This is a genomic window from Nocardia sp. NPDC004568 (genome assembly GCF_040609955.1).
Classification (GTDB): domain Bacteria; phylum Actinomycetota; class Actinomycetes; order Mycobacteriales; family Mycobacteriaceae; genus Nocardia.
Genome location: NZ_JBEXLL010000037.1, coordinates 22,848 through 34,872 on the forward strand (window position 1 = coordinate 22,848; position 12,025 = coordinate 34,872).

At 69.9% G+C, this 12,025-nt stretch carries 11 protein-coding genes; 9 read left to right on the plus strand and 2 right to left on the minus strand.

Going from position 1 to position 12,025, the window contains the following annotated elements:
* The first annotated feature begins 22 nt into the window (after positions 1–22).
* The 8 genes from ABZV91_RS17975 (at position 23) to ABZV91_RS18010 (ending at position 6,550) form a co-directional block, all read left to right on the plus strand.
* The gene (locus ABZV91_RS17975; RefSeq protein WP_355242560.1) at positions 23–889 is read left to right on the plus strand and encodes a hypothetical protein; all 867 of its coding nucleotides are present in this window, start codon (positions 23–25) and stop codon (positions 887–889) included.
* Between the two features lie 132 nt (positions 890–1,021).
* A complete protein-coding gene (locus tag ABZV91_RS17980; protein ID WP_355242563.1) occupies positions 1,022–1,861 on the plus strand; it encodes a thymidylate synthase in 840 nt (279 codons plus the stop codon).
* Positions 1,858–2,364 (plus strand): dihydrofolate reductase, encoded by a 507-nt coding sequence (locus ABZV91_RS17985; protein WP_355242566.1) that lies wholly within the window; start codon positions 1,858–1,860, stop codon positions 2,362–2,364. The genes ABZV91_RS17980 and ABZV91_RS17985 overlap by 4 nt, the downstream gene beginning before the upstream one ends.
* Positions 2,365–2,497: 133 nt before the next feature.
* Positions 2,498–2,824 carry a cupin domain-containing protein gene (locus tag ABZV91_RS17990; RefSeq protein ID WP_030522375.1) on the plus strand — a complete coding sequence of 109 codons (327 nt, stop codon included), beginning with the start codon at positions 2,498–2,500 and terminating at the stop codon, positions 2,822–2,824.
* A 50-nt stretch (positions 2,825–2,874) separates the two neighbouring features.
* Positions 2,875–3,903, plus strand: coding sequence for a Dyp-type peroxidase (locus ABZV91_RS17995; RefSeq protein ID WP_355242569.1), 1,029 nt, complete (start codon positions 2,875–2,877; stop codon positions 3,901–3,903).
* A complete protein-coding gene (locus tag ABZV91_RS18000) occupies positions 3,900–4,697 on the plus strand; it encodes a family 1 encapsulin nanocompartment shell protein (RefSeq protein WP_355242572.1) in 798 nt (265 codons plus the stop codon). Before ABZV91_RS17995 ends, ABZV91_RS18000 begins: the two co-directional genes overlap by 4 nt.
* Positions 4,698–4,778: 81 nt before the next feature.
* A complete protein-coding gene (locus tag ABZV91_RS18005; RefSeq protein ID WP_355242575.1) occupies positions 4,779–5,309 on the plus strand; it encodes a hypothetical protein in 531 nt (176 codons plus the stop codon).
* A gap of 101 nt (positions 5,310–5,410) precedes the next feature.
* Positions 5,411–6,550: a lipase family protein gene (locus ABZV91_RS18010; RefSeq protein ID WP_355242578.1), complete on the plus strand. Its 1,140-nt coding sequence runs from the start codon at positions 5,411–5,413 to the stop codon at positions 6,548–6,550.
* Between the two features lie 6 nt (positions 6,551–6,556).
* Here the strand turns inward: ABZV91_RS18010 and ABZV91_RS18015 are convergent, their stop codons facing one another.
* The gene (locus ABZV91_RS18015; protein ID WP_355242581.1) at positions 6,557–8,176 is read right to left on the minus strand and encodes an acyl-CoA dehydrogenase family protein; all 1,620 of its coding nucleotides are present in this window, start codon (positions 8,174–8,176) and stop codon (positions 6,557–6,559) included.
* 156 nt (positions 8,177–8,332) lie between these two features.
* On the opposite strand from ABZV91_RS18015, the gene ABZV91_RS18020 reads away from it, so the two are divergent.
* On the plus strand, positions 8,333–9,826 hold the full coding sequence (locus tag ABZV91_RS18020; protein WP_355242584.1) for a hypothetical protein: 1,494 nt from the start codon (positions 8,333–8,335) through the stop codon (positions 9,824–9,826).
* A 3-nt stretch (positions 9,827–9,829) separates the two neighbouring features.
* On the opposite strand, the gene pgi is transcribed toward ABZV91_RS18020, so the two are convergent.
* Positions 9,830–11,467: a glucose-6-phosphate isomerase gene (gene pgi / locus ABZV91_RS18025; protein ID WP_355242587.1), complete on the minus strand. Its 1,638-nt coding sequence runs from the start codon at positions 11,465–11,467 to the stop codon at positions 9,830–9,832.
* Between the last annotated feature and the right edge of the window lie 558 nt (positions 11,468–12,025).

Genomic DNA, 12,025 nt, shown 5'->3' on the forward strand with positions numbered 1-12,025 from the left:
CCGGTAGGCGGGGAAGAGGTCGGTGTCCGGTAGAGCGAGCCGCAAGGTCACCGAAATCGCGCAGTCCCTGTGCAAGACGTTGACGACTGTCAGCGAGGCCGTGGCAGGTGGCTGGCGGCGGCGCGCCGGTACGGCGGCCGCGGGGGCGGGCACGCTACGCGCGCGGTCCGCGTCGGCTTGGGCGGAGGTGGCCGGCCCCGAGCCGTGGCCGGCCGCCGTCGCCACGCCCGGTGGCGATCCGCGTCCGCCGCCCGCCACCGTCGCCGCGCATATCGCCCGCACGGGATGGTCCACCGAGCCGATCACCCTGCGCGCCCACACGACCGACGCGGGAACGGTGATCCCGCCACGGACGCTTGCGGAGTCCTTGGCCACCGCGCCGGTCGACACCCGTATCTTCTGGAGCCGAGCCGGTCTGACCGAGCTGTTCGAGCAGAACATCCGGGGTGGGGTGCGACTGGATCGACTCGACCTCCTGGGGCCGATCAACCCCCACTACAACTGCCACGGGTACACATTCAGCCGCGACGGCGCGGCGGGGTGTATCGCCGGGCGGATGGTCGACCGGATCCTGTCGGACAACGGGTTCCGGCGGGTGGACGACCTCGGTACCGCCGTCCCCGGCGATGTGGTGATCTATCGCAAGGACGGCAACGTCCAGCATTCGGGGGTGGTCGCGCAGGTGCGTGCGGGCGAGATCCTCGTGGATTCCAAACAGGGCCCGCTGTCGACGGTGCGGCACCGGCTCGACGAGGTCACCGGCTTCTACGGCTCGGATGTCTCCGTGTACCGCACCGACCGCCCGGACGGCCGGTTCCTCAGCCCGGTCGACGACTCCGAGCGACTCGCGCCACCCTGGCCACCCACCCCGGCACCGGGGCAACCGTAGGCGGCCGGGACGCCGACCGCCGCATCCGGTGACCCGCGGCGCCGCGCGCCGCACCATTGCCACCACCCGGCGACACGGTGGTCTGCCCCGGGGCGGGGGCAGGGGCTACCGGCCGCGAAGTAAGCTCGGCCCGTGGTCAGCGCAGCGAACAGTCAGGTCCCGGACCCGCGACACGCTCCGGACACCCAATACGAAGATCTGCTCCGGCTGGTGCTGGAGACGGGGACCGCCAAGGCGGACCGCACCGGAACCGGCACCCGCAGTGTGTTCGGGCACCAGCTGCGGTACGACCTGTCCGCCGGGTTCCCCTTGATCACCACCAAGAAGGTGCATCTCAAATCGATCGTGTACGAACTGCTGTGGTTCCTGCGCGGCGACTCCAATGTGCGGTGGTTACAGGAGCACGGGGTCAGCATCTGGGACGAATGGGCCGATGCCGAGGGCGAGCTCGGCCCGGTGTACGGGGTGCAGTGGCGTTCCTGGCCGGCTCCCGACGGTCGCCACATCGATCAGATCGCCCAGGTGCTGCACACGCTGCGCACCGATCCCGATTCCCGGCGGATGCTCGTCTCGGCCTGGAATGTCGCCGAGCTGGACCGGATGGCGCTGGCGCCGTGCCACGCGCTGTTCCAGTTCTATGCCGCCGAGGGCCGGTTGTCCTGCCAGCTGTACCAGCGCAGCGCCGATCTCTTCCTCGGCGTGCCGTTCAATATCGCGAGCTACGCGCTGCTCACCGTGATGGTCGCCCAGCAGGCCGGACTCGCGCCCGGTGATTTCATCTGGACCGGCGGTGACTGCCATATCTACGACAACCACCACGAACAGGTGACCGAGCAGCTGACCCGCACGCCGTACCCGTTCCCGGTACTCGAACTCGAACCCGCCGCCTCGCTGTTCGACTACCGGTACGAGGACGTGCGGGTGCTCGACTACCGGCACCACCCGGGGATCAAAGCGCCGGTGGCGGTGTGACCGCGACCGGCCCCGCGCGTGTGATCGGCCTGATCTGGGCGCAGACTCCCGACGGGGTGATCGGGGTGGACAACACCATCCCGTGGCGGGTGCCCGAGGACATGGCTCGGTTCAAGGAGACGACCGCCGGTCATCCGGTGGTCATGGGCCGCCGCACCTGGGATTCGCTGCCCGCCCGGTTCCGGCCGCTGCCGGGCCGGCGCAATATCGTCGTGACACGGCAGCACGGATGGTCCGCGGACGGGGCGGAAGCGGCGGCGTCGGTCGAGGCCGCACTGGCTCTCGCGGCGCCCGCGACGACCTGGGTGATCGGCGGCGGCGAGATCTACCGGCTGGCACTGCCGTATGCCGATGAACTGCTGATCACCGAGGTCGACACCGAGGTGGACGGGGATGCGCACGCCCCGTCCCTGGGGCCGGAGTGGTCGTCGGCCGATCCGGTGACCTGGCTCGAATCCTCGGGTGGGCTGCGCTACCGGATCAGGCGTTACACGCGCGACTGACCGCCGGTGCCCGCCCTCGACAGCGGCCCGAGCCTCGGAAAACACCGGAACGGCGGAGCCCGGTCGGGCATACTCGGCTGTACGTCCCGCGATCACAGCCCGGTCGCGGGTATGCGGAGGCGAAAGGCTGTCCATGGACAAGAAATCGCTGACAGCGGTGGCCCGGCAGCAACTCAAGCTGGCCGCGACCGTGACCAGTGGCCGCAGCTCGCAGACCATCTACGGCGGTCACGCGAATTCGCTACGCCAGACCGTGGTGGGGTTGTGTGCCGGCCAGGGCCTGGCCGAACACGACAACAACGGTGAGGCCACGCTGCTCGTCCTCTCCGGCACGCTCACGCTGCACAGTGGGGACAACGAATGGAAGGGGTCGGCCGGGGACCTGCTGGTGGTGCCGAAGGCCCGGCACAGTGTGCAGGCCATCGATGATGTGGCCTTCCTACTGACAGTGGCCAAGTAGGCAGCCCGGGTCACGCGTGTGCCGGTCCCGCGCCGGTAATGTGATCGGCTATGGGGCAGCCGCAGCCGATTCTCGAACCACTCACCCCGGCCGCGTATTTCCTGGTCGCCACCATCGACCCCGGTGGTGAGGCGGCGGCACGGGATCTGCTCGCCGAACTGCCCGGTCTGCGCCGGGCCATCGGATTCCGGTTGCCGGGCGCCGGGCTGGGGTGTATCACCGGGATCGGCTCCACTGCCTGGGACCGGCTGTTCGGCGGATCCCGCCCGGCCGAACTGCACGAGTTCCCGGGGTACGAGGGGCCGCTGCACCGGGCTCCCGCCACGCCGGGTGACCTGCTCTTCCATATCCGCGGCCAAGTGCACGACGCCTGTTTCGAACTGGCCATGGCGATCGGCGACCGGCTGGCCGCTGTCGGCACGATCGTCGACGAGACGGTCGGCTTCCGCTATTTCGAACAACGGGACCTGCTCGGTTTCGTCGACGGCACCGAGAACCCGGAGGGTGGTCTGCCGGATACGCCCGCCGGCCGGGCCGCGTTGATCGGGGACGGTGACCCGGACTTCACCGGCGGCAGCTATGTGATCGTGCAGAAATACCTGCACGATCTGACCGCTTGGCGGGCGCTGCCGGTGCAGGAGCAGGAACGGGTGATCGGCCGCACCAAACTCGAGGATTTCGAACTCGCCGACGAGGTGAAACCCCCGGACTCCCATATCGCGGTGAATCAGGTGATCGAGCCGGACGGCACCGAACGGCAGATCCTGCGCGCGAACATGCCGTTCGGCAGTGTCCGCGACGGTGAGTTCGGCACCTACTTCGTCGGTTATTCGGCGACCCCCCGGACCACCGAGATCATGCTCGAGCGGATGTTCCTCGGGACCGACGAGGCCACCCACGATCGCATCCTGGATTTCTCCACCGCGGTCACCGGCACCCTCTTCTTCGTTCCGCCCCAGGATTTCTCCGACGATCTGCCCGACCCGCCGGAGGAAGCCGCGGCGGCAGATCCGGGCCCGCCGCCGGCCGCCGACGGTTCCCTCGGTATCGGCACGTTGAAAAGGAGCAGCACCGTATGAACAACCTGCATCGCGAACTCGCGCCGATCACCGACGCGGCCTGGGCGGTGATCGAGGAGGAGGCCACGCGGACATTCAAACGGCACAATGCCGGCCGCCGGGTGGTCGACCTGTCGGGTCCGCACGGTACGGACTATTCGGCCCGCGGGCTCGGTCATACGACGCCGATCGCCGCACCGCACGACGGTGTCCAGGCGCGGCAGCGGGTGGTGGCGCCGCTGGTCGAGCTGCGGGTGCCGTTCACCCTGTCGCGCGAGGAACTCGACAATGTCGAACGCGGTGCCCAGGACACCGACCTGGACCCGGTGAAGGACGCCGCGCGCACTATCGCGTTCGCCGAGGACCGGGCCGTATTCGAGGGGTACGCGGCGGCCGGTATCACCGGCATCCGCGCCGCTTCGTCGAATCGGTCGATCGCGCTGCCCGACGATGTGTTCGGCGTACCCGAGGTGATCGCCCTGGCGGTGAGCCAGTTGCGGCTGGCCGGTGTCGACGGACCGTATTCGGTGCTGCTGAGCGCCGACCTCTACACGAAGGTCAGCGAGACCTCCAACCACGGTCATCCGCTGCGCACCCATCTGGAACGCCTGGTTCCCGAGGGGGAGATCATCTGGGCGCCGGCCATCGACGGAGCGTTCGTGCTCACCACCCGCGGTGGTGACTTCGATCTCACCGTGGGACAGGATCTGTCCATCGGCTACCTGGCCCACGACGCCGAGACGGTCCACCTCTATTTCCAGCAGAGCCTGACCTTCCACGTGTACTCGGCCGAGGCCGCCGTCGCGCTGTTCTGAACGGGTGACCGGCATCGGCGGAGCCGCCACCGGTGTCCGGTACGGTGTGGCCAGCCAGTGCGCGGGGTGAACGGAGTCGGTATGCAGAGGGTGCACGCTGGAGTCGTGCCCACCGGTCGGGTGCTGGCCTACAGCCTGGCCGGTGTCGCGGTGGTGGTGGCGGTGACCGTTCCGACGGTGCTGCTGTTCGGGCCCGCCCGGGTGTTCACCGGGATCGTTCTGGGCGCGATACTCGCCGTCGCCGCGCTGTTCGCGCTGTTCACCCGGGACACGGTGATCCTCACCGAGCAGGAGATCCACCGGCGGACGCCGTGGTCGGCCACCAGTATCGAGTGGGAGCGGGTGGTGGCCGGCCGTTTCGGCCTCGACGAGGACGCGCGCTGGTCCCTCGCGCTGGACCTGACCGGCGGTGCGGAACCGCACAGCGAACTCGTGCTGCTGTCCATTCCACCGGTCCGCGGGCCGGTCTCGGGAGCCTACGATCTGCGTAAGCGCGAACAGGTCGACGAGATACGCACGATGTTGCGCCACAAGAAAGTTCCGATCACCGTGCTGCCCGAGATCGCGGGCGCCCTGGAGCGGCACTGGCAGATCGCCCCACCGACTCGCTGAGTACGGCCGGCGCCCTGGGGGCGCCGTACCGGCGGGCGCGGCTCCCGGACCGCCGGCCACCACGCACGATGATCCGCCGCACGACAGAGGAGCACAGAGCAATGGTCCGCTATGCCCGAGCTTTCGCGGCAGTACTGACACTGGTGGCGGCGCTGGGGGCCGGACTGCCGAGAGTCGTGGCGCGGGCGGAGGCGTCCTGGTACCCGGGCCGGCTGCTCTCGGCCGAACCGCTCGGCCGGCCGTGGGCCGGGCTCGGCGGTGTGCAGCGTATCGAATACGTCACCACCGGCCCCGGCGGTGAACTCGTTCCCGCGGCCGCCTTGGTGCGCATCCCCGAAGGGCCGGTCCCGGACGGGGGCCGCCGGGTGGTCGCCTGGGACCACGGCACCTCCGGGCTGGCGCAGGAATGTGGTCTCACCGGTTACGACGAGCTCGAGGAGGAAACCGGGCCCACCGTGGCGCGTCTGACCGACGCCGGATACGCCGTCGTCGCCCCCGACTACATCGGCCTGAGTCCCAATTCGCCGGGTCCGCATCCGTATCTGCACACCACGAGCGAGGCCACCGCCACCATCGACGCGGTGCGCGCCGCCCGCTCCGCCTATCCCGGACTGGCCCCGAGCTGGGCGGTGGCCGGGTGGTCGCAGGGCGGTCATGCCGCGCTCGGCACCGGCCGGCTCGCCCCCGAGTACGCCCCGGAGCTCGACTTCCGCGGTACCGCCGCCCTGGCCCCGGTCAGCAATCTGGAGAGCATCTTCCTGCGTTCGCGCCCGGATCAGCCCGAGCTGCCGGGGTACGTGGGCCGGTACGCGCCCATGGTGCTGGCCGGGATGGTCGGCGCCCGGCTGGGCCCCGAAGTCCGCGATTTCCTGACTCCGCAGGGCCGCCGGTTCATCGCCGGGCTCAGCACCAACTGCAATTCCCAGGCCTCGGCCATGCTGGACACCACGGAGATCGGGTCCCTGGTCTCCCGGCCGCTGAACGATCCGGATCTCGCGCCGATGATGCGCGACTACATGAGCGTGCCGATCAGCGGCTACCAGGATCCGATCCTGGTCGTGCACGGGGTCTACGACATCACCGTCCCGTTACCGCTGACTCTCGCGCTGGTCGGGCAGTTCGTCGCGAACGGCACGGAGCACGCGGTCCAATTCCTCGAGGCCGGCCACGCGGACCTGGCGGAGGGAGGCGGCCTCGACCGCACTCTCACCTTCCTCGGCAAGGTGCTGCCGGTCGGCTGACGCCGCTCAGACGAACGCCCGCTCGATGATCGCCGTCGTATCCACGCCCGTGGGCAGCGTCCCGAACGCGGCACCCCAGTCCGCCCCGAGCCGGGACGCGCAGAAGGCGTCCGCGACCGCGCGATGGCCGTGCCGGACCAGCTGGGCACCCTGCAGGACCAGCGCCATCAGTTCGACGACCCGCCGCGCCCGGTACTCGATATCGCCGCGATCGGCCAGTTCCTTGCCGACCCGGTCGATCGCGTGATCCAGACGTGGGTTCTCGCCGCGCGCCCGGGACACCTCGGCGAAATACGCCTCCACGGTTTCGGGCTGGGTGCCCATCGCGCGTAGGGCGTCGAGCGCGGCCACATTGCCCGAACCCTCCCAGATCGACATGAGCGGCGCCTCCCGGTACAGCCGCGGCATACCGGATTCCTCGACGTAACCGTTCCCGCCGAAACATTCGAGCGCCTCGGCGGCGTGCGTGGCCGCGCGTTTGCACACCCAGTACTTGGTGACCGCGAGCGCGATCCGGCGCAGCGCGGCTTCGCCCGGATCGGTCGCGGCGCGGTCGGTGGCGCCGGCCAGCCGCAGCATGACCGTGGTGGCGGCCTCGGATTCGAGCACCAGATCGGCCAGCACATTGCGCATCGCGGGCTGGTCGACCAGCGCCGCGCCGAACGCTTGGCGATGGCGGGCGTGATGCACCGCGCGTACGGCCGCCGTGCGCATCCCGACCGCGGAACCGATCACACAGTCGAGACGGGTCATATTGACCATCTCGATGATGGTTTTCACCCCGGCGCCCTCCGCGCCGACCGGCCAGCCGGTGGCGTTCTCGTACTCGATCTCCGAGGACGCGTTCGATTTGTTGCCCAGTTTGTCCTTGAGCCGCTGCAACCGGATCGGATTGCGGGAACCGTCGGGCAGCACCCGCGGCAGCAGGAAACACGAGAGCCCGCCCGGCGCCTGCGCCAGGGTCAGGAACATATCCGACATCGGCGCCGAGGTGAACCACTTGTGCCCGACGAGCCGGTATGTGCCGTCGGGTTGCGGGGTCGCGGTGGTCGTGTTGGCCCGCACATCGGACCCGCCCTGCTTCTCCGTCATCGACATACCGGCGATGAGCCCGGCCTTGGTGGACGGTTCGCGTAGGCCGAAATCGTAGGTGCGAGCGGTGAGCAGCGGTTCGTAGCGCGCCGCGAGCTCCGGGTTGTGCCGCAGCGCCGGAATCGCGGCGTAGGTCATCGAGACCGGACACATATGCCCCGCGTCGGCGGCGCCCCAGACGTAGAACTTGGCCGCCCGCGCCGCGTGGGCGCCGGTCCGGGCGTCGGCCCATGGTGCGGCGTGCAGTCCGTGTTCGACCGCCACGGTCATCAGGTCGTGCCAGTACGGATGGAATTCGACCTCGTCGACGCGGTTGCCGTAGCGGTCGTGGGTGTGCAGGACGGGCGGGTACTCGTTGGCGAGGCGGCCCCATTCCTGGACACGCTCGCTCCCGGCGAGCGCGCCGAGTTCGTGCACTTCCGCCTCCGCCCATCCGGCGCCCTCCCGGTGCAGACCCTCCAGCAACGCCGGGTCCCGCGAGACATCGAACGGCGTGATCGGCGGGACCTGGTTGAGAACCTCGTGCGTGAGCATCCATCGATTATGCGTCCCACGTCACATGATGGGCCTGCGGGGATCGGGACCGGTCGGTATCGACGGGTCGGTCATCGCGCCGGCCGGGCCGGATGGCCCGGGCGAGGCGGCCGGCCTGTCCGGCGGTGTTCGGGAAACGAGGGTTAACCTGTGCGAATGCGCCGATTGAGCGTTGTCGACGAGATCTTCCTGCGATCGCATCAGGGGCTCGGCACCCCGATCGCGCTTCAGGGCCTGTGGCGCACCGCGGAGACGGTGGACCCCGGTGTGCTCGCCCGGCTGCACCAGGAACTGCGCACCGGGCCGCTCGGCCGCCGGGTGGTCCGTCCCCGGGTGCCGGGTGCTCGGGCGCGGTGGCACCGCAACGACCGCGCTCATCCACTCGACCGGCACTGTGCGGCGCTGGCACCGGCCGAGATCCCGCACTGGGCCGACGCGTGCGGTGCGGACCTGGATCCCGAACACGGTCCGGGCTGGCGGCTGTCCGCGGCGCCGCTCACCGACGGGGGCACGATCGTGGCGCTCACCTGCTCCCACGTTCTCGCCGACGCCCGGGGGCTGATCATCGCCGTCGAACGAGCACTGGACGCGATGGACGCCGGCCGCGCGGGGCAGCGTTCGCGTGGCCGGGGGGACGAAGCGGCCGACGGTGGCCCGGATTCGGACTGGCTCGATGCGGCCCGTACCTGGGCGACGGTCGGGCTCGGTGGTGTCCGCGCCGCCGCCCGGATATCGCGCGGCGCCCGCGGGCCGGGCCGCGGGCGACCGGCTGCCGGAGGCGGTGGCGCAGTACCCGGCGGCCCACTCCGCCCCGCCCTCTCGGATCCGGTGCCGCATCCACATCGCGCGTCCGCCGGCCCGCCGGCCCGAGCCGAATCTCCCGCGGTCGCCGCTTCGACCGCCGCTACCGAACAGCCCGACGAGCCACTCCGGGCTGCCGGACTATCGGTTCCCGCGGCGATCGCCGGTCTCACCGAGACCGCCGGAACCTCCACGTTCGCCGAACTGAACGAACCGGCGCTGATCTTCCGGTGCCCGGTCGCGGACTGGGACGCGGTGGCCGCGGCATACGGCGGTACCGCCAACAGCCTGTTCATCTGGCTCGTCGCGAACATACTGTGGGCCGCGGGTTTTCCCGCCGCCGAGATCGCGGCGAGCCTGCCCGTGGACACACGGGACGAACCCCGGATCGACAACGATCTGGCGGTGACCGAGATCGCGGTGACCCCGGACGACGGTCCGGCCGATATCCGCGCGACGAGCCGGTCGGCCTATGAGCGGCGCATGTCCGGCCCGCGCGGAGTGCCCGAGGAGTTCCTCTACCTGGTGCCCGACCGGGTGGCCCATCTGCTGTCCCGGGGAGCGGGGGAACGCGACATCCTGTGTTCCAATATCGGCCCGATCCCGCCGGCGCTGTCGGCCCTCGGACCGCACGAGTGCACCGGGATCGCGACCCGGGCCGTCCATCCCGGCCTCGACTACGCTCGGCGGCCACGCACCCGGCTGTCCGGGTACCTGTGCCGTTTCCGGGACGACTACATCCTGACCGTCGCGAGTCTGTATCCGGAACGCACAGCCGACGCGGCGGCCCTGCACCGGCTGGTCACCGCGACCGCCGCGCGGGTCGGCCTGCCGATCCGGCCGTGGTGAAGGTCAGCGGTTGGCGCGGTACCAGCGGATCAGCGCGTCGGTGGACGAATCGCCCTGCGGTGCCGGCTCGTCCGGATCGGTGAGCAGCGGCGCCAGTGCCAGCGCCTGCTGTTTGCCCAGTTCCACGCCCCACTGGTCGAAACTGTCGATACCCCAGATCACACCCTCCACGAACACCTGGTGCTCGTAGAGCGCGATCAGCTGGCCCAAGACCGCGGGGGTGAGCCGGGGCGCGAGAATCGTGGTGCTGGGGCGATTTCCGGGCATCACCTTGTGCGGTACCAGGTCCGGCGGTGTGCCCTCGGCGGCGATCTCCTCGGCAGTCTTGCCGAACGCCAGCACCTTGGTCTGCGCGAACAGATTGCTCATCAGGATGTCGTGCATACTGCCGGTGCCGTCGCGGGTGGGCAGATCGTCGGTGGGCCGGGCGAAGCCGATGAAATCGGCCGGGATCAACCGAGTGCCCTGGTGCAGCAGCTGGTAGAAGGCGTGCTGACCGTTGGTGCCGGGTTCGCCCCAGAAGATCTCGCCGGTGGTGGTGGTGACCGGGGAACCGTCCGCGCGCACCGATTTCCCGTTCGACTCCATCGCGAGCTGCTGCAGATAGGCCGGGAAGCGGGCGAGATCGTTGGAGTACGGCAGTACCGCCCGCGACTGTGCCCCGAAGAAGTTCGCGTACCACACGCCGAGCAGTGCCAGCATCGCCGGCGCGTTCTCCGTCAGCGGCGCGGTGGCGAAATGGCGGTCCATATCGTGCATGCCGGCCAGGAATTCGGCGAACCGGGCGGGACCGATCGTCACCATGACCGACAGGCCGATGGCCGAATCCACCGAGTAGCGGCCGCCGACCCAGTCCCAGAAGCCGAACATGTTGGCGGTGTCGATACCGAACTCGGCGACCCGCCCCGCGTGCGTGGACACCGCGACGAAATGTTTCGCCACGGCATCCGGGCCGAGCGCGTCGACCAGCCAGCGGCGGGCGGCGGTCGCGTTGGTCAGCGTCTCCAGGGTCGAGAAGGTTTTGGAGGCGACGATGAACAGGGTGGTCGCCGGATCCAGATCCGCCAGTGTGGCCACCAGATCGGCAGGATCCACATTGGAGACGAACCGGGCGCCGATACCGGCGTCCGCGTAGTGCCGCAGCGCCTGATGCACCATCACAGGTCCGAGATCCGAACCGCCGATACCGATGTTCACCACCGTGCGGATCCGCTGCCCGGTCGCGCCGCGCCACTCGCCGGAACGCACGGAGCCGGCGAAGGCGCCCATCCGGTCGAGTACCTCGTGTACCGCGGCGACCGCGTCCTCGCCGTCGATGGTGAGCGAACTGCCCTTCGGCAACCGCAACGCGGTATGCCCGACGGCCCGGTCCTCGGAGGTGTTGATGTGCTCGCCGCGCAGCATCCGGTCGCGCTGCGTCTCCACGCCTGCTTCGCGGGCCAGTTCCACCAGCAATTGCAGGGTTTCCCGGGTGACGCGATGCTTGCTGTAGTCGATCCGCAGCTCACCCGCGGTCAGCGTGAGATCGCGGCCGCGCGGTGGATCTTCGGCGAACAGGTCCCTCAGTTGTAGGGCGGCGATCGCAGTGTGATGATCGCGCAATTTCTGCCATGCCGCCGATGCGGTTATGTCGACGCTCACACTGGCCGAGCGTACAACCCGCCGGTGCCCGACGCAGGCGCGGCCGGGGCCGCGGCGGGTCCCGGGCGGCCGGGCGGACCGGAGCGAAGGCGGTTGCCCACCGGTAACTCCTGCGGTCCGAGCGCACCTCCGCGCGCACTGGCATCCAGTCCGGATGGCCGGCCTTCGTGACGGGCCCGCCGCTTCTGAAGCGCGTGCCGCCGACCGTCCATCGAGCATTGGCAATCTCTGGACCTGCCCGGGCCGGTAGGGCGCATGTCCATATCCTGCTTCCGTCCTTCCTCGGGATGTCGGCGTTCGCGGTTCGGGGCCGGGGCTCGGGTTCCGGGGCGAGCGAGCGTCGTGAACCTACTCGGGCCGGTCATTGCCCGCGTCTGCATTCACCTCGCTCCTACTTCGGAGGGTCGGTATCAATGGTCGGGGCCCGCCCCCGGTTCTGGAGGGACAGAGGGAGGGAGCGTAGCGACCGAGCGGCGGAGTGAAGAAGCCGGGGTCACCGGGCCCCGACCCGCGGCGCCGGAGGCGCCGCCGATAAACACAGCCGCCTTCTACCGGTTC